The following is a 22,471-nucleotide window of genomic DNA, read 5'->3' on the forward strand; positions in this document are numbered from 1 at the left end:
CCGAGGTGCTCGTCACGGTGATGGTGGCGAGCCTGCTGCTGACGGCCTTCCTGCTGCTGGCAGCGGCCGAGCTGGGCCGCCGCGCCCGCCCGGCCGCCGCGCCTGACGGGCATTGACCCCAGCGAGGCGTCAGACCGCGCCGGCGCCGACCTTGCTGGGTCCTGCACCCTCGTCTGCGGGCTCGGCGGCCTCGGCCCCTCCGGCCGTGACCTCGAGCACCGGCTCGAGCGCCTGGTGGGTCGCGCCGTCGATCTCGAGCGCCTCGCTCACCGCCTCCCGCTCGATGCGCTGCGCGAGCGGCTTGTGCTTGATGAACGCGAGCACCACCGCCGCGAGAAGGGCCAGCGGAGCCATGACCAGGAAGATCGGCGTCAGCGCGTCGTTGTACGAACCGACGATGACGTCCTGTACCTGAGCGGGCAGCTGGTGGACGGCCTCGGGCGTGAAGTCGTTCGCACTCCCCGCGCCGGCCGCCGCGGATGCCGGCATCCGCTCGGCGAGCAGGTTCGCGAGGTTGCTCGCGAAGACCGAGCCGACGATCGCGGAGCCCATGGACGCCCCGATCTGGCGGAAGTAGTTGTTGGACGACGTCGCCGTCCCGACGACCTTGATCGAGAACGAGTTCTGCACGACCAGGATGAGGTTCTGCATCGTCATGCCGAGCCCGACGCCCATGAGCGCCATGAACGAGCAGATGACCCACACGGCCATGTCGGGCGTCATCGTCGACATGAGCAGCAGCGCCCCCGCGGTGACGACCATCCCGGCCACCGGGTACCACTTGTACCTCCCCGTGCGGGAGATCAGCGCGCCGGTGATCGTCGAGGTCAGCAGCAGCCCGAACATCATCGGGATCATGAGCAGGCCGGCCTTCGTCGCCGACGCGCCCGTCACCATCTGCAGGTAGGTGGGCATGTACGCGATCGCGCCGAACATCGCGATGCCGACGAGCAGGCCGCCCACCGTTGCCAGGTTGAAGTTGCGGTTCCGGAACAGGTCCATCGGCATGACCGGCTCGGCCGCACGACGCTCGACGAGCACGAACGCGACACCCGCGACCACGGCACCGACGAGCAGGCCGACGATCTGCGGCGAGGCCCAGTCGTACGTCGAGCCCGCCCAGGTGGTCGTGAGGACGACGCACGTCGTGGCGACGGCGATGAGCACCATGCCCGCGTAGTCCAGGCGCGGCTTCGCCGTCGCGCGGTGCGGCAGGTGGAGGAACTTCACGGCCGAGAGGATCGCGAGGACGCCGAGGGGGACGTTCATCCAGAACGCCCAGCGCCAGCCCGGCCCCTCGGTGAAGTAGCCGCCCAGCAGCGGGCCGGCGACGGACGACACCGCGAACACTGCGCCCATGATCCCGTTGTACTTGCCGCGCTCCCGCGCCGGGACGACGTCCGCGATGATCGCGAGCGCGAGGATCATGAGACCGCCGCCGCCGAGGCCCTGGACGGCACGCCCGGCGATGAGCGTCGGCATGCTGTGCGCGAGGCCGCCGATCACGGACCCCACGAGGAAGATCGAGATCGCGCCCACGAACAGCCACTTGCGCCCCACGAGGTCGCCGAGCTTCCCGTACACCGGCATCACGATGGTGGACGCCAGGATGTAGGCGGTGGTCACCCACACCATGTGCTCGACGCCGTGCAGCTCGCCGACGATCGTCGGGAGCGCGGTCGAGAAGATGGTCTGGTCGAGCGACGCGAGCAGCATCGCGATGAGCAGGCCCGAGAAGACGAGCAGCACGCCGCGGTGCGACGTCTCGTCCGGGGGTGTCGTCGCGGTCGTCGCGGGCGATGACACCCGGGATGCGGACGACGCCGACGACGCCTGCGGCAGCAGAGGCTTCTTGCTGGTCACTGGAGGTTCTCCCATGCACTGGCGAGGAGCGCGTTCGCGCGCTCCTCGAGGTTCTTGACGGGCAGCCCGGCGTCGGAGGCTGCCTGCTCCTTGGCTGCGGCGCGGACGGCACCGACCGCTGCAGCGACGAGGACGTCGGCCCAGGCCGGGCCGGCGTCCTGCGGGACGGCCCGCTGCGTCGCGACGGCGCGCACCGCGGACGCGAACGCGTCCTGGGCGTCGGCCATGCGACGGAACGCGGTCGCGAAGAGCTGCGGATGACGGTGGACGAGCTCGTGCCGCTGCTCGTGGCGCGCCTCGGCGTCGAAGCCGGGACCGATCCGCTCGACGAGGAGGCGCACGGCCACCTCGCGCAGCGTCAGCCCGTCGGCTGCCGCGACGACGCGCGCGACGACGTCGACGGTGTCGCGCGCGTCGGGCATGCCGAGCAGCGCGTCGTCCTTGGTCTCGAAGTAGTTGAAGAAGGTGCGCGGCGAGACGTCGGCGGCCGCGGCGATCGCCTCGACGGTCGCGCCGTCGAGGCCGTGCTCGAGCGCGAGGTCGAGGGCTGCGTCAGCGATGCGACGACGCGTCTCGAGGCGCTTGCGCTCGCGGAGGGAATGTACTTGCACACCTGCATTATTGCATGTCTGCACTATTCGACGTCAGGGCTCTCCGCGTGAGCCGTGACACACGCGGAGGGACGCCGACCGGCGAGCGGGAGGTACGAGCAGGCGGGTCAGTCGACGGTGGCCGCACGCCCCGGGGCGCGCCACAGGGCGTAGGCCGCACCGACCAGCGCGATGACGAGCGCGCCGAGGAGCGCGTCGCCGTACCCGTCGACGAACGCGTGGGCAGCGGCGTCGCTGAGCGCCTGCCCCTTCGGACCGACCTGGTCGGCGATCGCGTTCGCCGCGGCGATCGACGCCTCGACGGCGTGCGCGGCGTCCGGTGGCGCCTGCGGCGGCAGCTGGTCGCCGAGCGACGACGCGTACCCGGAGTTGAGCAGCGCGCCGATGAGCGCGACGCCCAGCGCACCTGCCACCGAGCGCGCGGTCTGACCGATGGCGGACGCGACCCCCTGGTGCTCCGCCGGGAGGGACTGCACGATCGCGGCCGTCGCAGGGGGCGACACGGCCGCCATCCCGACGCCCAGACCGATCAGCCCGGCGAGGACCAGCACGACCTGCACGTCCACCGTGAGCAGCTGGCAGGCGGCGAACGCGGCCGCCGCGACCAGGAAGCCCGTCGTCATCGTCGCCTTGGCGCCGTACCGGACGCTCAGGCGGGGCGTGACCCGGGACAGCGGGATCATGACGAGAGCGAACGGCACCATGGTGCACACGACCTCGAGCGGCGTGAACTCGCCGACGAACTGCAGGTACTGGGTCGTGAGGAACATGAACCCGTAGACCGCCATCGACAGCACGAGGTTCGTCACCGCACCGGTCTCGACGCCGCGGATCGTGAACCAGCGCGGGTCGAGCATCGGATGGGGCGTGCGCAGCTCGTGCCACACCATCAGCGCGCCCGCGAGGACGCCGACGGCGAAGAGCAGCAGGACGAGCCCGTCGGTCCACCCGCGGTCGGGCCCCTCCAGCAGCGCCACGACGAGCGCCGCGATCGTGAGCAGCGACAGCAGCGCGCCCAGGAGGTCCAGCCGGGACTCGTCCTCGGACCGGCTGTCGGGGAGCACCCGGACCGCCCCGACCACCGCGACGACGACCAGCGCCACCGTCAGCACGAACACCGAGTTCCAGGCGAAGAACTGCAGCAGGAACGCCGATGCGAACATGCCGAGCACCGCGCCGGCACCCGCGAGACCGCTCCACGTGCCGACGGCGGTGCCGCGCCGCTCGGGCGGCAGCGTCGTGGTGATGATCGACAGCGTGGTCGGCAGGACGAGAGCGCCGGCGATCCCCATGAGCGCGCGGCACGCGATGAGGACGCCCGGGTCGTCGACGAAGCACGCGACGAGGGCCGCCACGCCGAACAGGGAGAGCCCGGTGAGCAGCACCCGCTTGCGGCCGTACCGGTCGCCCAACGCGCCGGCTGCGAGCAGGAGCCCCGCCATGGGGACGGTGTACGCGTCGACGATCCACAGCATCTGCGTCTGCGTCGCGCCGGTGCTCTCCGCCACAGACGGCAGCGCGAGGTTCAGGCTGCTCGCGGCCGACGACGTCACGAGGACGGCGAGCGCGATCACGAGCATGACGCTCTTGGCAGACGGCTGCTTCGCGGCGTCCCGCCCGACGGCGGATGTCTCAGCGGTCACGGCAGCACTCCCCACGGGCAGTCCGGACGACACCTGCGCGGGTGTCGTCCCCAGCCTGCCGGACGAGCGGCGAGACGTCGCGACGAGCCGTGCTCAGCGCCGGCGACCGGTGAGGCTGCGCGTGATGGTCGACGCCTGCCGGGACGCCGCTGTCCCGGTCAGGATGCCCAGCGCGATGGAGAACAGCGCCAGGACCATGTCGACGAGCTGGGTGATCGCCTCGGCCCCCGAGGTGATCACCTCGGACACTCCCAGGAACCCCAGGCTGCCCGGCACGAGCAGCCAGAAGCCGGGCAGGGCGGTGACCAGGCGCGACGGACGCTCCGGCGAACGGGCGATCAGCCGTGCCACGACGACGAGCGCGAAGCCGCCGAGGAACCCCGAGAGCTGCGGCGAGAGCACGACGGCTCCCACGGCCTGCGCGACGAAGGCCGCGTAGAGGGTCAGGGCGATCCAGCCGAGCGAGTGGCGCGGCGCCGACTGGTACAGCACGTCCCCGCAGGCGACGAGCGCGACGCCGACGTACGGCACCCAGGCCGGGAGGAACTCGCCCACGGTGTGGTCGGGCGCTCCGAGCACGGTGATCCCGGCGACGACGCCGAACGCGAGCAGCAGGAGCTGGGCGAGGCCGAAGACGAGCCGGCTCGCCCCCGAGACGATCTGGTTGTGCGTGAGCTCGAGGGTCGCCGTCGTGAGCGCGCCGCCGGGCAGCAGGCTGATCAGCGGCGGGACGATCAGGTCGATCGCCCCCGCGTGGAGCCAGGGTCCGAGGACGCCGATCGCGAGGAGCGTCACCACGAACGACGCCAGGACGGGCAGCGCGGTGGCGATCGAGCTTCCCCCCGGCACCGCGACCCGCGCCGCGCCGACGAGCGCGCCGAGCAGCGCCACCCCGAGCACGGCCGAGAGCGTCGGCTGCTGGCAGAGCGCGAATCCCATCGACAGGAGCGCGTGCCCGAGCACCGCGACGACCGGACCGAACCGTGGCGGTGAGACCTCGATGGCTGCCATCCGCATGCGGGCGTCGTGGAGGCCCACACGGTCGGCCGAGAGGTCGTCGACGAGATGGTCCAGGGCGGCGACCTGGTCGAGCCGGAACCCGCTGCCCGTCGACCCCTCGTAGTAGGTGCGCACGCCCGCAGGCTCGTCGACCTGGATCAGGACACCGGTCGGCACCACGAACGACCTGATCTCGGTGTCCCCCCGGTCGTGGGAGACCTGCCGCAGCGCGTCCTCGACCTCGTTGGTCGCCTGGCCCGCGTCGAGCAGGCCCGCGCCGAGGCGGGTCAGGAGAGGGACGAGGTCCGGGTCGACCTCGCTCGTCGGCGGGTCGACGGGTGCGGGCCCGGGCCGCCGGCGCCCCTCGGTGAGCGCCCGGACGAACCGGTCGCGCCAGTCGGGGCGACGGACCACGGGCCCGTGCACCGTCGGCGGCGGTGCAGGCTCTGGCGCTCCGTGCTCGGGCGGGACGTCGGACATGCGTCGATGCTCTCGCAGCCCGCGCCCGGCCGCGCGACCGGACCCGCGACCTCGTGACCGGGCGCCGACCGCGGCAGTCGTCGGACCCGTCAGACGAGGACGTCGTTGAGCCGGGCCAGCACGCGCACGAGCTCGGCGAGCTCGTCGTCCGACCACTGACCGAACCGGTCCCGCAGCACGGCCTGCCGTTCCTCGCGCTGCACGCTGACCCGACCGCGACCCTGCTCGGTCAGGTCGACGAGGTGCGCGCGGCCGTCCTCGGGGTCGGGCCGGCGCTCGACCAGCCCGAGCTGCTGAAGGCACGCGAGCTGGCGGGCGACGGTCGGCTTCCCGACGCCGAAGTGTGCGGCGAGCTCGCTCGGCCTGCCCGCGCCGGCCTCCCAGAGCCGGGCGAGCAGGCCGTACGCGGCGGCGTCGACGTCAGGGTGGACGTCCCGCGCCATCCGGCGTGACGCGTTGCGCGAGCGACGGGCGAGCAGGGCGAGCTCCCGCTCGACGGCGTCCATGCCGTCCATGGTGGGCGTCGGCCTCAGCCCTTGACGTGCCGGCCGGGGGCGCCGGCGGCGACGGGCTCGTCGGCAGCGACGCCCGCGAGGTCCTCCTCGATGAGGGCGACGCCCGCGTCCGCGGCCAGCTCCTCGACGGGCGAGACCACGGCCTCGTCGTTGCTGGTGCGCAGCGGCACCGCCTTGATGAACACGATCGCGACGAGCGCGAGGAACATGAAGGGGGCGGCCCACAGGAACGTGTCGGCGACGCCGTGGCCGTAGGCGCTCTCGACGATGCCGCGCACCGGCTCGGGGAGCGTGGACACCTTCGGGACGCTGTCGCCCGACATGGCGCCCGCGGGGATGCCGGCCTGCGCCAGCCCGTCGGTCACGTAGTCGACGACCTTGGTGGCGAGGAGGGCGCCGAGCGCCGAGACGCCCACGGCCCCGCCGAGGGTGCGGGTGAACGCGACGAACGCGCTCGCGGAGCCCAGCTCGCTGCGCTCCACCTGGTTCTGCACGGAGAGCACGAGGTTCTGCATCGTCATGCCGAGGCCGGCGCCGATGAGGAACATGTAGAGCGCGAGCAGGCCGTAGCTCGTGCCGGCGCGGGCGGTGCCCATGAGGACCAGGCCGACGACGGTGACCACGCCGCCGAGCACCAGCACCGGCTTCCAGGTCCCCGTGCGGGTGATGTACCGGCCGGAGACGAGCGAGATCGCGGCGAGCCCGATGATCATCGGGAGCGTCAGCAGGCCGGCAGCCGTCGGCGAGTCGCCGCGGGCCAGCTGGAAGAACTGGCTGAGGAACGTCGTGCCCGAGTACATGCCGATGCCGACGAGCAGGGAGGCCACGACGGCCAGGGTGATGTTGCGGTTCGCGAAGAGGTGCAGCGGGACGATCGGCTCGGCGGCCCGGCGCTCCACTAGCACGAACGCGACGCCGAGGACGATCGAGCCGCCGACCATGGCGGCCGTCTGCCAGGAGATCCAGTCGTACTTGTTGCCCGCGAAGGAGACCCAGACGAGCAGCAGCGAGACGGAGGCGGCGACGAGCGTCGCACCCGCCCAGTCGATCTTCACGGCGCGCTTCACGGTGGGCAGGTGCAGGGTCTTCTGCAGCACCACGAGCGCGATGAGCGCGAACGGGATGCCGACGTAGAAGCACCAGCGCCAGCCGAGCCACGACGTGTCGACGATCGCGCCGCCGATGAGCGGTCCGGCGATGGTCCCGAGGGCGAACACGCCGCCCATGTAGCCGGCGTACCGGCCGCGCTCGCGCGGCGGGATCATCGTCGCGATGATCGTCTGCACCAGGGCGGTGAGGCCTCCGGCGCCGATGCCCTGGATGGCGCGGGCGGTGATGAGCGTCCCGGCGTTCTGGGAGATCCCGGCGAGGCAGGAGCCCAGGACGTAGACGATGAGGCCGAGCTGCACGAGCAGCTTCTTGCTCATGACGTCCGACAGCTTGCCCCAGATCGGGGTGGACACCGTCATCGCGAGCAGCGTCGCCGTGATGACCCAGGTGTAGGCGGTCTCGCTGGCGTGCAGGCTGGAGATGATCGTCGGCAGCGCGTTCGAGACGACGGTCGACGACAGGATGGCGACGAAGAGGCCGAGCAGGAGGCCGCTGAGCGCCTCCATGATCTGGCGGTGGCTCATCGGCGCGTCGGCGGCAGGGTGGACGGTGGGCGCGACGGTGTTTCCGGCGGGCGTCGACACGGGCGTGTCGGACATGGGTGCTCCTCGCAGGGCAGGGCCGTGCCCGATCACCCCGGGTGCGGGGCTGCGGGACGGTGGGGTCAGGGGTGCGCGGTGCGCCGGGGGTTGCCCGGTCACGTGCCGATGCGTCGCTGGACCGGTCTCCGCAGATTGATTGCGTTGGGTAACCATAATCGCATCTGATTGCTACAGGCAATCTTCTGGGGCGTGTCGGAGGTCACGCGAGACCTGCGTCACCCTCCCGCCCACGCACCGCGGCGCCGTCCTACCCTGGAAGAGCACTGCGACACAACGGCGTGCCCCCACCGAGAAACACCATCCGAAGGGACGCCGTCATGACCGACACCATCACCTCCTCGCAGGACACCCTCCGCGACGAGATCGCCAGCCTCATCGCGTCGAACGTCGCGACCGAGGTCTGGGGCGCACCGCTCCTGCACGGCGACGAGACCACGCGCTTCGCGGACGGCATCGACCGCGCCGCCGACGCGGTCGTCGCCCACCTGAGCGCCCGCGCCTGACGCGACGGCTCAACGACCCCGGCGGACGACCCGCGCGTCGTCCGCCGGGAGGGTCGACGGCAGGCCGAAGCGCTCCAGCAGCGCGGGGTCGAACCGCGACAGCTCGCAGACGCGGTCGCCCGCGAGCGCGACGGTGACCAGACCCGCCGCGCGCCACGACCCGTCGTCCATCCGGGCGTACTGCCCGAACGCCGGCTGCTCGCTCGCCCGCGTCGGCACCAGCCCGAGCTCGCGCGGCATCGCGAACAGCGCCGCGCAGAAGGCCCCGACGGCCGCGCGCCCGACGTACTCGAACGGCACCGGCGGCATCGCCATGAAGGCGTCGTCGGTGAGCAGCGCGACGACGCCCTCGACGTCCCCCGCGACGTAGGCCGCCGCGAACCGGGCCGCGACGGCGTCCTCACGATGCGACCCCGCGGCCGGCGACGGCTCCCGTCCCGCGACCGTCTCGCGGTACCGACCCATCCCCGCCCGCGCCCGCTTGAGCGCGCTCGTCACCGACTCGGTCGACGTGCCGAGCAGGTCTGCGACCTCGCGCGCCGGGAACCCCAGCACGTCGCGCAGCACGAGCACGGCGGCCTGGCGCGGGGTGAGCTGCTGGAGCGCGGTGACGAACGCGAGCGACACGGTCTCGCGCTGGACGTACCGACCCTCCGGGCCGGCCGGACCGGCAGAGACGTCGGTCAGCCCGTCCGTCCAGGACGCGGGCGCCGGCTCCAGCCACGCGACCTCCCCGAACCGTGTCGGCGGAGGTGGCTCGAGCCCCGGGACGGCCCAGGCCGCCGGCGGACGACGCCCCGCCGCCCGCCGCGCGTTGAGGCAGCGGTTCGTCGCGATCCGGTAGAGCCACGTGCGCACCGACGACCGCGCCTCGAACGCGCCGACACCGCGCCACGCGGCGAGCAGGGTCTCCTGGAGCGCGTCCTCGGCGTCCTGCAACGAGCCGAGCATCCGGTAGCAGTGCGCCTGGAGCTCACGGCGGTGCGGTCGCACCAGCCGCTCGAACGCCGTCTCGTCCCCTCCGCGCGCCCGCTCCAGCACATCCGTCGCCGCGTCCTCGATGCTCATCCCGCTCCCTCTGGTCCGGCGCGCCCCACGCGCGCACGGGTACGGACACCGCCCGGCCGTCGAACGGGGCGCGAGCGCCCTGCCGATTCGCGCTGCTGGCCCGCGCCCACTCTGGCGCGACGGCGGTGTCTGCACCAGCGCACACCGTCGGGACCGTCCGGCGGACCGACGGAAGGACGCATCATGCTGCTCGACGACAAGGTCGCGGTGGTCTACGGAGGCGGCGGGACGATCGGCGGCGCGGTCGCCCGCGCCTTCGCGCGCGAGGGCGCCCGGGTGTTCGTCACGGGCCACCGCCTCGGCCCGGCCGAGAAGGTGGTCGCCGCGATCGAGGAGGCGGGCGGGCGCGCTGAGGCCGCCGAGGTCGACGCCCTCGACGAGGACGCCGTCGACGCCCACCTCGACCACGTGGTCGCCGCCGCCGGGCGCGTCGACGTCTCGTTCAACGCGGTCGGCCTGTCCGACCGGTCGGTGCTCGGCAGCCCGCTCACCGACCTCGACGTCGACCGGTTCCTGCTGCCCGTCGTGACCTACGCGCGCACCTGGTTCGTGACGGCCCGGCTCGCGGCACGGCGCATGGTGCCCCAGGGCTCCGGCGTGATCATGACGGTCAGCGCCCTGCCCGCCCGCGCCGGCTCCCCGCTCAACGGTGGGTACGGGCCGGCGCAGGCCGCGAAGGAGGCCATGGTCCGCGACCTGTCGCTCGAGCTCGCCCCGCGCGGCGTGCGCGTGGTCGGGGTGCGCCCGCACGCGATCCCCGACTCCCCCACCATGGCGGCCGTGTTCGCCGCCAAGCCGGCGTCGGGGCTCACCTGGGACGAGTTCGTCGCGCGGCTCGCCGGGTCGACGCACCCGAGACGGTCGTCCACCGTCGAGGAGGTCGCCGAGGTCGCGGCGTTCCTCGCGTCCGACCGGGCGAGCGGGATGACCGGGACCATCGTGAACCTCACGATGGGGAGCCTGGACGACTGAACCCGCGAGCAGCAGCCGACGAGTTCGGGGCGCCCCCGCGGTCAACCAGGGCATGAGCACCTACTCGACCGCGGGCGCGCCGCCCGGCACCTACCGGGTGGACGAGCGTGCCGCTCTCCCCTACGTCTACCTCAGCCGCACCGTTCCGATGGCCGGCCTGAACGAGCTGGCGCACGAGATGGGACGCGTGGTCGGCGACGCGCTCGACGCCGGTCTTGCACTCGCCGGCCCGCCGCTCCTGCGGTACCGCGTCATCGACATGGAACGGGCGCTCGTCGTCGAAGCCGGGGTGCCCGTCCTCGGCCCCGACCCGGGGACCGGTTCCCTCTCCGCCCCCGACGGTCTGGAGCTCGGGGAGATCCCGGCCGGCCGGTACCTCACCGTCGTCCACGTGGGCCACCCCGACTCGCTCGAGGCGGCCACCGGGGCGTTCCTCGGGTACGCGGCCAGCCAGGGCCTCACCTTCGACGCGGCACCTGGCGACGACGGGGAGGTGTGGGGTTCTCGCATCGAGTGGTACCTCACCGACCCGCGCGACGAGCCCGACATGGACCGCTGGGAGACCGAGCTCGCGTTCCGGCTCGCCGACTGACGCCGGGCTGCCGTCCCCGCGTCGGCCCCGGTCAGTCGGTCGTGCCGACGTCGACGGTGGCTCCCTGCGTCGTGACGACGCTGACGTGGAAGCCGTCGACGAGCTCGCCGTCGAGGGCGGTGAGCAGGTCGTCCGTGGGCGGCACGGTTCCGTCGGGGGTCCTGACCGCGATCTGCACGTCCCGCCCGACCACCGAGACGTCGGTGACCTCCGCGCCCGGCACGGCGGAGACCCACTGCGTCGCGACCTGCTCGGTGTGGTGCGCCGCGTTCGAGACGAGCCCGGTGAGCACCGCGTTCGCCACGAGCGGCACGGTCACGAGGACGAGCAGCAGCGTGATCGCCGTGTAGGCGCGGCGGTGCTCGCGTCGCCGCAGCGCCTCCACGGTGTAGCCCGCGGCGGTGAAGACGAGGGTGCCGGCGAGGACCATCGACAGCAGGTTCGACAGGAACAGGACGAGGGCACCTGCCGCCGAGACGGGGGCGCCCGACCCCAGGCAGACGCCGACCACGGCAAGCGGCGGCACGAGCGAGATCGCGATCGCGACCCCCGGCAGCACCGCCGCGACGTCGCGGCGGGCCAGGGCGACCGACCCCGCGAACCCGGTCGCCAGCGCCGACACGAGATCGAACAGGCCGGGCGAGGTGCGGCCGGTGACCTGCGAGTTCGTCAGCATGTTCGCGTCGTTGGGCAGGAGCCACGCGACGAGCACGCCGATCGAGACGACGACCACCATGCCGCCCGCGACGAAGCCGAGCGACCGCCACACGGTCGCGGACGACCCTCGCGCGAGCCCGATCGCGACGCCCATGATCGGCGTCGAGAGCGGCGCGATGATCATGGCGCCGATGACCGTGGCGGTGGAGTCCGAGACGATGCCGGCCGACGCGATGACGGCCGACAGCACGAGCATGGTCCAGAAGGCGGACCGCTTCGACGCGACGTCCCCGGCACCCAGGTCGAGCTCGTCGGACAGGTTGTCGAGCGTCCTGCGTTGCGACGCCGGGAGGACAGCACCGAGCACGTTGCGCGCCATCTGCGCACTGTCCCACGCAGCGCGACGCGGGCCGCCACGACACCCCGGGCGTGGCACCGCGTCAGTAGGGTGACCGCATGACCTCGGGACTCCCGCTGCGCCGGCTCGGCTTCCTGACGATCGGGCTGTTCGACCCGGCGAGCCCGCGGGCCGGGCACGAGTCGACGCTCGCCCTGATCGAGCTGGGCGAACGTCTCGGGCTGGACTCGGCGTGGCTGCGGCACCGCCACCTCCAGCACGGCATCTCGTCGCCGCTCACGGTGCTCGCCGCCGCCTCGCAGCGCACGACGCGGATCGAGCTGGGCACCGCGGTCACCCCGCTCGGCTGGGAGAACCCGCTCCGGTACGCCGAGGACCTCGCGACGGTGGACGTGCTCGCGGACGGACGCCTCAACCCGGGCGTCAGCATCGGGCCGCCCGCCCACTGGGACGACGTCAAGGACGCGCTCTACCCCGACAGCGCCGCGTCGGAGGACTTCACGTACGGCCGTGTGGAGCGCCTGCTCGGGCTGCTCCGTGGCCGGCGGGCGTCGTCGTTCTCCGGCACCCAGGGCATCGAGACGTTCTCGGAGCGGGTGGAGCCGCACGCGCCCGGGCTGGTCGACCGCGTCTGGTACGGCGCCGCGAGCCTGCGGTCGGCGCGCTGGGCGGGCGAGCACGGCCTGAACCTGCTGACCAGCAGCGTCGTGAAGGCCGAGGCGTCCGACGACTTCGACACCGCGCAGCGGGCGCAGATCGACGCGTTCCGCGCCGCGCACCCTGCCGGGGCCGCCGCCCGGGTGTCCCAGGGGCTCGTGGTCGTGCCGACGGACTCGGCGACGAACGAGCAGCGCGCCCGCTACGAGGAGTACGCTGCGTCGCGCCTGCCCCGCACCCGCGAGCCGCAGGGCCCCGCCCGCATGATGTTCGCCCCCGACCTCGTCGGGCCGTCCGACGAGATCGCGGAGAGGCTGCGCGCCCGTGCGGCGTTCCGGGCGGTCGACGAGGTCGCGTTCGCGCTCCCGTTCACGTTCGCGCACGACGACTACGTGCAGATCCTCACGGACATGGCCGAGCGCCTCGGCCCCGCGCTGGGATGGGCCCCCGGCGCCTGATCGCGAGCGCGTTGGCCTGGTCGAGTCCCGCCGGATCGGCCTGTCGCCCCGGGCCGCTCGTCCGTACGGTGGAGGTCCGACCACGAGAGGGCAACCCCATGCGCTACCGCACCCTGTCCGACGGCACCACGAGCTTCGACGTCTCGGTCCTCTGCCTCGGCACCATGCACTACGGCAACCGCACCGACGAGGCGACGGCCCGGGCGATCCTCGACCGGTACGTCGACGCCGGCGGGACGTTCCTCGACACCGCCAACAACTACGGCGAGTGGACGCCCGACGGCCGCGCGCACGGGAGCGAGGGCGTGCTCGCGCGCTGGCTCCGCGACCGCGGCGCGCGCGACCGGGTCCGCGTCGCGACCAAGGTCGGGGCCGCCAAGAAGGACCCCGCGCTCCCGCTCTCGAGCACCCCGCCGACCAACTTCGAGGGGCTGTCGGCATCGACCGTCGACCGGGCCGCCCGCGCGAGCCTCACCGCCCTCGGGCTGGACCACGTGGACGTGCTCTACGGGCACGTCGACGACCTCGACACCCCGCTCAGCGAGACCGTGGGAGCGTTCGGGAAGCTCCAGGCGGAGGGGCTCGTCGGGATCACCGGCATCTCGAACGTCGCCCTCCACCGGGTCGTCGAGGCGCGTGCCGAGGCGGTCCGCCAGGGCGTCACCCCGTACGGCCTCGTCCAGCAGCAGCACAGCTACCTCTACCCGGTGCCGCAGCCCGGCCGCACGAACGTCGCGTCCGACGAGCTCCTGCACTACGCCCGCGCGGCGACTGCCGAGGGGACGCATCCGCTGACCGTGGTCGCCTACTCCCCGCTCATGCAGGGCGCCCTGACCCGCGACGACAAGCCGCTGTGGGACGGCTTCGACCACCCCGGTACGCACGAGCGCCGCGCTCGGCTGCGCGACGTCGCCCAGGAGCTCGGCGCCACCCCGAACCAGGTCGCCCTCGCGTGGATGACAGGCGGCCCGGCTCCGGTCGTCCCGGTGATCGGTCCCGGCTCGGTCGAGCAGCTCGACGAGCTGCTCGGCGCCGCCGACCTCGAGCTCGACGCCGACGTCCGTGCCCGCCTCGACGCCGCCTGACGGTCTCCTCGCGGGTGCTCGGCTACGGCAACCTGCGCGCGTCCGACGCCGACGCCGCAGCACGAGCGCTGCGCGAGTCCGTCCAGGAGATCGGTCGCGCGGGCCTCACCGGAAAGGTGCACCCGACCACCGGACCCTGAGATGCTCTGCCGCGTGCCGTGGCCAGAGACCCTCCGAACTGCCGAGGCGGAGCTCGCCGCGCGCCGGACCGCGCTCGCTCGGAGACGGCTGCGCGGCCTGGTGCGGTCGTGCCCCGACCGGCTCGACCTGCGCCTCGCGCTCGCCGAGGCCTACCGCCGCGGGGGCGACGCCGCCCAGGCGGGACGCTGGTCCTACCTCGCCGAGCAGCGCGACCCGCGCGAGGTCGCCGCGTTCGAGCGGTGCTACCCCGACCCCTTCCTCCGGATGCGGTCGATGCAGTGGCGCGGCCCGGTCGACGTCGCCGGACCGGTCGCTGCGGCGCGACTCACCGCCCTCGTCGACGCGGCGACGGCGTCCGAGCACAGGAGCGTGACCCTCGAGGGACCGATGGCGCACGACCCGCCCTGGCCCGCCACGAGCCTGCGCGACACCGCCGGCTGCGTCGGCGTCGGGCTGATCTTCGTCGCCCTGGCGGGGCTCGTCGGCGCGGCCGTGGTCGGGGTGGCGTGGCTCGTCGTGCACGGCGCCCGGCTCCTGATCGGGTCCTGACCCGGTCCGGCTGACGCGTCCGTCCCGGCGGGCGTCGGGGGCGGCGCTCGCATAGCCTCCCGGGATGCACCGCCACCGACGACACGCCCTCCTGCGGGCCGCCGGCTTCGGTCTGCTGTTCGCCGCCCCCGTCGCGGTCCTCGCCTACCTGGTGCGAGCGCAGTCCGACGTCGTCGTCGAGCGCGACAAGAAGGTGATCCGCGCGGCGACCGACTGGACCCGCGAGCACCCCGCAGCGCACGACGCGCTCCTCGTCTGGCAGGAAGTCTTCAACGTCCGCTGGGTCGTGCTGGGCGGCGTCGTCGTGTGCGTCGCCGTGTGGCGTCGCTACGGGATGCGGTCGCGCGCCCTGTGGGCGCTCGGCACGATCCTCGTGGCCTGGGGCGTCCAGATCGGGCTCAAGACGCTCGTGGGTCGAGCCCGGCCCGTCGTCGAGGACGCCGTGGCGCACGCCCCCGGGTCGAGCTTCCCGTCCGGCCACACGACGCAGATGACCGCGACCGCCGTGACGCTCACCCTGCTCGTGTGGCCGCTGCTCGGCCCGCGCGGGCGCGTGATCGTCCCCGTCGCCGCCGGGACGCTGATCGTCCTCACGGGCGCCGACCGCGTCCTGCTGGGCGTCCACTACCCGTCGGACGTGGTCGCCGGCGTCCTGGTCGGCGGCGCGCTCGCCGGGGCGTCCTACCTCGGGTGGAGCGGGTGGAACCCGCTCCCCGACCACTCTGCCGAACCTGCCGAACCTGCCGACCCCGCCGCACACCGAGGAGCCCCGTGAACCGGTTCGTCCACCGCTACGAGATCGACCAGAGCCGTCCCCCCGTCAAGGCCGCGCTGCGGGACGTCGCCGTGCGCGCCCTCGCGCCGGCGGTCGTCTGGTGGGTGCTGGTCGCCGCGACCGGCCTCGTCATCGTCCACGTCTTCGACCAGCTCCGCGGCGAGGACGCCGTCGACCGGTGGTTCGTCCAGCAGCGCACGGCGTCGCTGACCGCCGTCTCGGGGTTCTTCAGCATGGTGGGCTCGACGGGGTACGCGATCGGGGTGTGCGTCGTCGTGTGCCTCGTGCTGCTCTGGCGCACCCGCCAGTGGTGGTTCTCCCTCGTGCCGGCGCTCGCGCTGTCCCTGCAGGCGCTCGTGTTCGTGACGTCCGCGACGCTCGTCGGACGCACGCGCCCGGACGTCGAGAAGCTCGACGTCTCGCCCCCGACGTCGAGCTTCCCGAGCGGCCACACCTCCGCGAGCACCGCCCTGTACGTCACGCTCGCGCTCGTGTTCCAGCGCATCCAGCACACCGTGCTGCGCCGGACCCTGACCGTGCTCGTGCTGCTGGTGCCGCTGTGCGTCGCGACCGCACGCCTCTACCGCGGCATGCACGCCCCGACCGACGTGACCGTCGGACTCCTCAACGGGAGCGTGTGCGCCGTGCTCGCGTGGCGCTACCTGCGGCGCGACGTGCGCGAGAGCACGTCCGACGGCACGCCCGAGACCGCCGGGGCCCGGCGCACCACGGACCCCCAGGTGACCGCGAGCGCGGCGCCCGCGCCCGTCAGGTCGCCGTCCGCCTGACACGCCCGTCGGTCGGCGCCCCGCCGCGGCGGTGGTGACCCGTCGCCGCTCCTCCGGGCGTCACCGCCCGTACGCGCTCGCGACGGGGCACGTGAACGGCTCGGTCATGCGGTGCTCGACGTCGTTGAGGTACCCGAGCACGATCCGGTACGAGGCGACGAGCCCCACCTCCGTGTACGAGACGCCGAGGCGCTCGCAGAAGGTCCGCACGAGCGGTTGCACCTGTGCGAGGTTCGGGCGCGGCATCCCGGGAAACAGGTGGTGCTCGACCTGACGGTTGAGCCCGCCCATGAGGAAGTCCACGACGACACCACCACGGATGTTGCGAGACATCAGCACCTGCCGTCGGAGGAAGTCGAGGTTCGCGTCACGCGGGACGATGGGCATGCCCTTGTGGTTGGGCGCGAAGGCACCGCCGAGCAGCACGCCGAACAACGCCAGCTGGACGCCGACGAACGCGGCTGCCAGCCCGACCGGCATGATCCACACGACCACGACCAGGTAGAGCACGATGCGCGCCAGCACGAGGGACGCCTCGACGCCGCGGTGCGCCAGCGGCCGACGTCCGAAGACGGTGCGCACGCTGGAGACGTGGAGGTTCAGGCCTTCGAGCATGAGCAGCGGGAAGAAGAACCAGCCCTGGCGCTCGGCGCACCACCGCCGCAGCCCGCGGCGCTCCTCGATCACCTCTCGGGTGAACGCGATCGCGCCGACGCCGATGTCGGGGTCCGCGTCCACCTGGTTCGGGGCGCTGTGGTGGGCATCGTGCTTGTCGGTCCACCAGCCGTAGCTGAGGCCGACGAAGCCGCCCGCGACGACGCGCGCGGTCCAGTCGTTCCAGGCACGCGAGCGGAAGATCTGACGGTGCGCACCGTCGTGGCCGAGGAACGCGAGCTGGGTCAGCACGACGGCCATCACCGCGGCGACCAGTAGCTGCCACCAGGAGTCGCCCACGAGCGCGACAGCGGTCCACACGCCCGCGAACGCGAGCACCGTGAGCACCAGCCGGGTCCAGTAGTAGCCGTACCGACGACGCATCAGGCCCGTCGGCCGCACCATCGCGGCCAGGGCCGAGTAGTCGTTCGTCATCCGCCGCCGAGCGTTGCCGGGCGGCTGCTCCGCGGGTGCCAGAACCTGTGCGTCGCCCATGACGCCCTCCGATCGGTCGGAACCCACCCGGCCCGCCGGACCGACCGACGCCGGCACGCGGCACCTCGTGCACCGCCCGGGTGGTGCCTTCGACACTACGCGCGCAGGCACCGGCGAAACCCCTACGGGGTTACGCCGGGAGGTGAACCCTGAGGCGTCAGGACGTCTCGCACCCGCACGGCACGCAGACGGTCAGCGCCCCTGGACGGACCGTGACGTCGAGCGTCGCCGACGACTCGATGACGTCGCCGTCCACCTGGCGACGCTCGGGCCGGTGCGCCCGGACCACCACGTGCGACCCGCGCAGCACCTCCCGCTCCCGCACGTGACGCCGCCGGAGCGCGACGCCGACGAGCAGGCGCAACCAGTGCCACAGGGTGCGGGGTGCGAGGACGGCGACCTCCAGGACACCGCTGTCCGGCTCGGCGTCGGGCAGCAGGTCCAACGAGCCCTGCAGCCGCCCGACGTTGCCGACCACGACCGTGCGCGCGTGCCGCCGCAGCGGTTCGCCGTCGTCCACGACGACCTCGACGTGCAGCCCGTCGTCGAACAGGTGCTTGAGCGCGGACACCACATAGGCGACCGGCCCGGCGGCGTTCTTCAGGCGCGTCGGGGCGTCGTCCATGATCGCGGCGTCCAGGCCGATCCCGGCCATGACGACGAAGGACATGCCGTCGACCTCGCCGACGTCGATCCGGCAGCGGTCGCCGCTCAGCGCGACGTCGAGGGCGTCGTCGAGATCGGTGGGGATGTCGAGGTTGCCGGCGAGCAGGTTGCCCGTGCCACCGGGCAGGATCCCGAGAGCCGTGCCGGTCCCGACGAGTCCCTCGACGGCGGCACGCACGGTCCCGTCGCCGCCGCACACGAGGACGACCTCCGTGCCGTCCTCCGCCGCCTGCCGGGCTTGCCCGGTGCCGGGATCGTCGGCCGTCGTCTCCAGCCAGACGGGCTCGGGCCAGCCGGCGTCGGAGAGACGCTCCGCGATCCGTGAGCGCAGCGCGTCGGGGTCGCTCAGCCGGTTCGGGTTGAGGACGACGGCGACGGACGCCGGGGGCGCGTCGACGTGGAGGTCTCGGCGGCGGGAGACGGCGTCGTCGTCCTGGACGCTCTGGCGGGGCGCGGGCGTCGGGGGTGTCGTGGGCACTGCCCGATCATGGGGCATGGCGCCGCCCGTCGCCCGCCGCGGCCGCCCGGACGACGACTGCGGCGCCCGGCGCGTCGGGCGGCCGGAACGCCCTGCGCAACGAGGTACTCCCGGCGGTGCGGCCCCTCGTGCCACGTGACCCACGTGACCGGTGAGTGGTCGGCGGGTCCGTGACCCCTTTTCCGCACCGCCGGGAGGTTCGTGCCGCCGGCCCGGCTCAGCGGGCCGGCGAGTTCTGTGAGTGCTCAGCTCCCTGCCGCGATGTACCAGACGCCCCAGGCGATCGCCGCGAGGACGATGCCGAAGCACACGCTCGCGACGAGCAGGCGCGCGGGCGACGGACGGGTGGCGGCGACGGCGGTGCCCGGTGCGCCCTGCTGCGGTGGCGCAGCGGGGGCGAGCATCTTGATCCCGACGGCGAACAGGGCAGGGAGCCCTGCGCCGACGAGCAGGGACACGAGGACGACGCGACCGAGGGCGGCGAGGTCGATGTACTGGCTCATGGTGGTCCTCCTCAGACCGTCGCGAACGGGCGCGGGGCGGGCGTCGTGGACGGCTGGCTGCCGGCGGTGTGCTGGCTCGCGGACGACACCGCAGGGGCGTCGGCCGGCATGTCGGTCAGCACGTCGGTCATCCCGGCGGCGTCGGCCATGACGACGACGGGGGCGTCGGCGGCCGCGTTGGCGGTCGCACCGACCCATTCGTCGTTGACGTTGGACGCGTCGACGGCGTCGCGCCGCGACAGCTTCCAGATGACGCCGGAGGCGACGAGCAGGAGACCGAACACGACGACGGAGCCGGCGGCACCGAACAGGTGCTCGATGCCGTAGCAGACCGCTGCGACCGCGGCGGCGGCCGGGAGGGTGACGACCCAGCCCGCGACCATGCGGCCGGCGACGGACCAGCGGACGGTGCGGCGGGCACCGAGGCCGGTGCCGAGCACCGAGCCGGAGACGACGTGCGTCGTCGACAGCGAGTAGCCGAAGTGGCCGGACATCATGATGATCGCGGCGGACGCGGTGTCGGCGGCCATGCCCTGGCGCGGGTCGACGTCGGTGAGTCCCTTGCCGAGCGTGCGCATGATGCGCCACCCGCCGAGGTAGGTGCCGGCGGCCATCGCGAGGCCGCACGAGCCCACGACCCACAGCGGCACTCCGGCGTCCTGCGACACCTTCCCGCCCGCGATGAGGGCCAGCAGGATGATGCCCATCGACTTCTGGGCGTCGTTGGTGCCGTGCGCGAGGGAGATGAGGCCGGCGCCGCCGATCTGGCCGAACCGGTAGCCGCGGCGGGTCGTGCCCTCGGGCACGCCCCGGGTGACGCGGTGGGTGATCCAGGTGCCGGTCGCGGAGACCAGCATCGCGACGAGCGGCGCGAGCAGGGCGGGCAGCAGGACCTTGGAGACGAGGCCGGACCACAGGACGCCGTGCGTCCCGACCGCGGCGAGGACCGCGCCGACGACGCCGCCCACGAGGGCGTGCGACGAGCTCGACGGCAGGCCCTTGAGCCAGGTCACGAGGTTCCAGGTGATGGCGCCGACGAGGCCGGCGAGGACGACGGGCAGCGTCACCACGTCCGCGTCGACGAGGCCCTTGGCGACGGTCGCGGCGACCGCGAGCGACAGGAAGGCTCCGACGAGGTTGAGGACGGCGCACATCGCGACGGCGACGCGAGGCTTCAGGGCACCGGTGGCGACGGACGTCGCCATGGCGTTGCCGGTGTCGTGGAAGCCGTTCGTGAAGTCGAAGGACAGTGCGGTGATGATGACGAGGACGAGGGGGAGGGTCGTTGTCACGGCGACAACTATGAGGTGCGGGAGAACGCCCGGGAACCCTTCGGTGACATCTGGGGCGACCTTTCGGTCGTCGTTCACCTGATGTTCACCTGGACCCGGCGTGTCGCGCATCGGCGTGTCGCGGAGGTCGGGGCGGGCTGTGCGCGGACCAGGGCGCCGACGGGACCCACGATCCGAAGAACGGTTGCGTCTGACCCCGGAGAACGGGAGCGTTTGACGCAGCGCTGACCGGCGTCAGCGGTGCGGTCGGGCCGCGTTCTTCGCTCGCGCGTACGAGTCGAGCGCGAGGGCGTCGGCTGTGCGCTCGATGCGCGCGAGCAGCGCGGCGGACGGCGTCACCTTGCCGGACACGTAGGTGGACATGCGCGACGCTGAGGTGCCGACTGTTCGCGCGAGGGCGCTCGCCGTGGTGTCGGACCGGATCACCGCGCGCCGCACGCGAGCCGCGACCAGGGCCTCGTCCCCCGCGCGGGCTCGGGCCAGGTTGCGCTGGAGGGAATCCACCACGCCCTCGCGCTGAGCGACGGCGAGCACCTCCTCGAGCTCGGTCGCCACCTTGCCCTGCGGGTCGCGCCGGACCGCCGCGACGATGCGTCGCCAGTGCGGCAGCGAACCCCGCTCGACCGCAGTGAGAAGGCCCTCGAAGCCCCATGCCTCGACCGGGTCGTCCGGGGAGACGTCGATGTTCCGGAAGCAGAGCACGGTCACTGCCCTCCTGTCATGAGGTCCGCCAGCACCTGGGAGGTCTCCACGACGTTCTCCCAGCGCTGCCACTTCGGCGCGACACCCTTGTAGGACGCGAAGGTCCGGACGACACTCGCGTCACGCGGCCGGGGGTCGGCGAGCTGTGCAGCGAGCTGCGATGCGACGGGAGACTCGTCGTGCACGCCGTCCGCGTAGTAGTCGTCGATCTGGGCGAGCACCGCACCCGCGTGCGTGAGGCCCGCGGCGTCGGCGAGCGCCGCCACGTCGAGGTAGTCGCGAGCCTGGTTGCGCTTGACCACGAGGTAGCCCTTGATGCGCAGCGTCTCGTCCATGGTCGGTACCCGGAGTGCTCGGCCGGAGCGGACACGCACCTCCTCGACCTCGAGCGGCCTCGTCCGGATGAGCTGGCGCACCCTCGACTCGATGCCACCCAGCTCGCCGAGGATGATCGTGCCTGGCGTCACCCGGTTGGTGATCCAGTCGCCCTCACGCTCCAGTGCTTCGAGCACCGCGTCGAACCGGTCGCGGAGGTGTGCGACGACGTGGTCGTGGTCGAGCGAGAACCGGTGGTGCGCGTACAACGCGGCTGCGCTGCCGCCGACGAGAACGGCATCAGGCACCAGCTCCTGGAGCCGGGCTGCCGACTCCAGGAGATCGTCGACATCTTGGCCACTGACTTCCGTCACAGAATTATCATAACTGATAACATCAGCGTCGCGCGCCGTGCGGGGGCTCTGTCGGCGGGTGCTCGCCGTCGTCCGTGCCGTCGTCGTGCGCGAAGAGGAGCTCCTGGATGCGCACCTGGACGGCCTCGACGTCCGGGACGTCGTGCAGGCTCATGCCGGCCTTCTCGCTCGCGTCCGCGATGATCAGCGTCCCGCAGCCGAACGCCCGGTCCAGCAGGCCCTGGTCGAACGAGATGTCGTTGATCCGGTAGAGCGGGATGTCACGGCCCTTGCGCGCAACGAGGCCCGAGCGCGTCGCCACGCGCTTGTTGGTCACCGTGTAGGACGTGCTCATCCAGCGGAGCCACGGGGCGCCGACCCAGATCACGGCCGCGACGACCACGACGCCGGTCACCACCCACGCCCCCGCGCCGGGCCACAGGACCCACCCGGCGACGACCGCCGCCGCCAGGAGGACGAGCACGATCATCGGCCAGAACATCACCTTCGCGTGCGTACGCAGCTCGAGGACGACGTGCTCGTCGGGGGCCAGGTGCTTGTCCTGCAGCGTCATGGCGGCATCCTTC

At 73.0% G+C, this 22,471-nt stretch carries 24 protein-coding genes; 9 read left to right on the plus strand and 15 right to left on the minus strand.

The features are described 5' to 3' along the window. Positions 1 to 129: 129 nt before the first annotated feature. From CLV34_RS12575 to CLV34_RS12600, 6 genes are all read right to left on the minus strand, one after another. Entirely contained in the window at positions 130 to 1,863 is a 1,734-nt protein-coding gene (locus CLV34_RS12575) for an MDR family MFS transporter (protein WP_342747226.1), read from the minus strand. Next, complete coding sequence (locus CLV34_RS16750; RefSeq protein WP_100350655.1) at positions 1,860 to 2,474, minus strand: TetR/AcrR family transcriptional regulator; 615 nt, start codon at positions 2,472 to 2,474, stop codon at positions 1,860 to 1,862. The genes CLV34_RS12575 and CLV34_RS16750 overlap by 4 nt, the downstream gene beginning before the upstream one ends. 107 nt (positions 2,475 to 2,581) lie before the next feature. After that, positions 2,582 to 4,117, minus strand: coding sequence for an MFS transporter (locus tag CLV34_RS12585; protein WP_100350656.1), 1,536 nt, complete (start codon positions 4,115 to 4,117; stop codon positions 2,582 to 2,584). 93 nt (positions 4,118 to 4,210) lie between these two features. Continuing rightward, positions 4,211 to 5,596: a threonine/serine exporter family protein gene (locus CLV34_RS12590; RefSeq protein ID WP_100350657.1), complete on the minus strand. Its 1,386-nt coding sequence runs from the start codon at positions 5,594 to 5,596 to the stop codon at positions 4,211 to 4,213. 89 nt (positions 5,597 to 5,685) lie between these two features. After that, complete coding sequence (locus CLV34_RS12595; protein ID WP_211289446.1) at positions 5,686 to 6,102, minus strand: MarR family winged helix-turn-helix transcriptional regulator; 417 nt, start codon at positions 6,100 to 6,102, stop codon at positions 5,686 to 5,688. 23 nt (positions 6,103 to 6,125) lie between these two features. Beyond that, the gene (locus tag CLV34_RS12600; RefSeq protein ID WP_211289447.1) at positions 6,126 to 7,820 is read right to left on the minus strand and encodes an MDR family MFS transporter; all 1,695 of its coding nucleotides are present in this window, start codon (positions 7,818 to 7,820) and stop codon (positions 6,126 to 6,128) included. 320 nt (positions 7,821 to 8,140) lie between these two features. Between CLV34_RS12600 and CLV34_RS12605 the strand changes: the two genes are divergently transcribed. Continuing rightward, positions 8,141 to 8,326, plus strand: coding sequence for a hypothetical protein (locus CLV34_RS12605; RefSeq protein ID WP_100350659.1), 186 nt, complete (start codon positions 8,141 to 8,143; stop codon positions 8,324 to 8,326). 9 nt (positions 8,327 to 8,335) lie between these two features. On the opposite strand, the gene CLV34_RS12610 is transcribed toward CLV34_RS12605, so the two are convergent. Continuing rightward, on the minus strand, positions 8,336 to 9,394 hold the full coding sequence (locus CLV34_RS12610; RefSeq protein ID WP_100350660.1) for an RNA polymerase subunit sigma-70: 1,059 nt from the start codon (positions 9,392 to 9,394) through the stop codon (positions 8,336 to 8,338). A 183-nt stretch (positions 9,395 to 9,577) separates the two neighbouring features. Here CLV34_RS12610 and CLV34_RS12615 point away from each other — a divergent pair, with 183 nt between their 5' ends. After that, positions 9,578 to 10,366 carry an SDR family NAD(P)-dependent oxidoreductase gene (locus tag CLV34_RS12615; RefSeq protein WP_100350661.1) on the plus strand — a complete coding sequence of 263 codons (789 nt, stop codon included), beginning with the start codon at positions 9,578 to 9,580 and terminating at the stop codon, positions 10,364 to 10,366. Between the two features lie 52 nt (positions 10,367 to 10,418). Continuing rightward, on the plus strand, positions 10,419 to 10,958 hold the full coding sequence (locus CLV34_RS12620; RefSeq protein ID WP_100350662.1) for a GyrI-like domain-containing protein: 540 nt from the start codon (positions 10,419 to 10,421) through the stop codon (positions 10,956 to 10,958). 31 nt (positions 10,959 to 10,989) lie between these two features. Here the strand turns inward: CLV34_RS12620 and CLV34_RS12625 are convergent, their stop codons facing one another. Next, complete coding sequence (locus tag CLV34_RS12625) at positions 10,990 to 11,994, minus strand: TIGR00341 family protein (RefSeq protein ID WP_100350663.1); 1,005 nt, start codon at positions 11,992 to 11,994, stop codon at positions 10,990 to 10,992. Between the two features lie 77 nt (positions 11,995 to 12,071). On the opposite strand from CLV34_RS12625, the gene CLV34_RS12630 reads away from it, so the two are divergent. The 6 genes from CLV34_RS12630 to CLV34_RS12650 all read left to right on the plus strand — a co-directional run bounded on the left by CLV34_RS12630 (position 12,072) and on the right by CLV34_RS12650 (position 16,426). Then, complete coding sequence (locus CLV34_RS12630) at positions 12,072 to 13,088, plus strand: LLM class flavin-dependent oxidoreductase (protein WP_100350664.1); 1,017 nt, start codon at positions 12,072 to 12,074, stop codon at positions 13,086 to 13,088. A 98-nt stretch (positions 13,089 to 13,186) separates the two neighbouring features. Beyond that, a complete protein-coding gene (locus CLV34_RS12635) occupies positions 13,187 to 14,173 on the plus strand; it encodes an aldo/keto reductase (protein WP_100350665.1) in 987 nt (328 codons plus the stop codon). A 14-nt stretch (positions 14,174 to 14,187) separates the two neighbouring features. Continuing rightward, positions 14,188 to 14,313 (plus strand): hypothetical protein, encoded by a 126-nt coding sequence (locus tag CLV34_RS17215; RefSeq protein WP_281255198.1) that lies wholly within the window; start codon positions 14,188 to 14,190, stop codon positions 14,311 to 14,313. 13 nt (positions 14,314 to 14,326) lie between these two features. Continuing rightward, entirely contained in the window at positions 14,327 to 14,863 is a 537-nt protein-coding gene (locus tag CLV34_RS12640) for a DUF6584 family protein (protein ID WP_157803837.1), read from the plus strand. A 64-nt stretch (positions 14,864 to 14,927) separates the two neighbouring features. Continuing rightward, the gene (locus tag CLV34_RS12645) at positions 14,928 to 15,638 is read left to right on the plus strand and encodes a phosphatase PAP2 family protein (protein ID WP_100350667.1); all 711 of its coding nucleotides are present in this window, start codon (positions 14,928 to 14,930) and stop codon (positions 15,636 to 15,638) included. Then, the gene (locus CLV34_RS12650) at positions 15,635 to 16,426 is read left to right on the plus strand and encodes a phosphatase PAP2 family protein (RefSeq protein WP_100350668.1); all 792 of its coding nucleotides are present in this window, start codon (positions 15,635 to 15,637) and stop codon (positions 16,424 to 16,426) included. Before CLV34_RS12645 ends, CLV34_RS12650 begins: the two co-directional genes overlap by 4 nt. Positions 16,427 to 16,486: 60 nt before the next feature. Here CLV34_RS12650 and CLV34_RS12655 read toward each other — a convergent pair whose 3' ends face one another. From CLV34_RS12655 to CLV34_RS12685, 7 genes are all read right to left on the minus strand, one after another. Beyond that, a complete protein-coding gene (locus CLV34_RS12655) occupies positions 16,487 to 17,575 on the minus strand; it encodes a fatty acid desaturase family protein (protein WP_100350816.1) in 1,089 nt (362 codons plus the stop codon). Between the two features lie 157 nt (positions 17,576 to 17,732). After that, on the minus strand, positions 17,733 to 18,719 hold the full coding sequence (locus CLV34_RS12660) for a diacylglycerol/lipid kinase family protein (RefSeq protein ID WP_245859209.1): 987 nt from the start codon (positions 18,717 to 18,719) through the stop codon (positions 17,733 to 17,735). A gap of 245 nt (positions 18,720 to 18,964) precedes the next feature. Next, complete coding sequence (locus CLV34_RS12665) at positions 18,965 to 19,222, minus strand: hypothetical protein (protein ID WP_100350670.1); 258 nt, start codon at positions 19,220 to 19,222, stop codon at positions 18,965 to 18,967. A gap of 11 nt (positions 19,223 to 19,233) precedes the next feature. Then, positions 19,234 to 20,514, minus strand: coding sequence for an inorganic phosphate transporter (locus tag CLV34_RS12670; protein WP_245859210.1), 1,281 nt, complete (start codon positions 20,512 to 20,514; stop codon positions 19,234 to 19,236). A gap of 234 nt (positions 20,515 to 20,748) precedes the next feature. After that, complete coding sequence (locus CLV34_RS12675) at positions 20,749 to 21,222, minus strand: helix-turn-helix domain-containing protein (protein ID WP_245859211.1); 474 nt, start codon at positions 21,220 to 21,222, stop codon at positions 20,749 to 20,751. Then, positions 21,219 to 21,905, minus strand: coding sequence for a hypothetical protein (locus tag CLV34_RS12680; RefSeq protein ID WP_170044682.1), 687 nt, complete (start codon positions 21,903 to 21,905; stop codon positions 21,219 to 21,221). The genes CLV34_RS12675 and CLV34_RS12680 overlap by 4 nt, the downstream gene beginning before the upstream one ends. A 22-nt stretch (positions 21,906 to 21,927) precedes the next feature. Then, positions 21,928 to 22,458, minus strand: a complete 531-nt coding sequence (locus CLV34_RS12685; protein ID WP_100350673.1) for a PH domain-containing protein — start codon at positions 22,456 to 22,458, stop codon at positions 21,928 to 21,930. Positions 22,459 to 22,471 lie beyond the last annotated feature (13 nt).

The sequence above is a fragment of the Luteimicrobium subarcticum genome (assembly GCF_002798015.1).
In the GTDB taxonomy this organism is placed as follows: Bacteria; Actinomycetota; Actinomycetes; order Actinomycetales; family Cellulomonadaceae; genus Luteimicrobium; species Luteimicrobium subarcticum.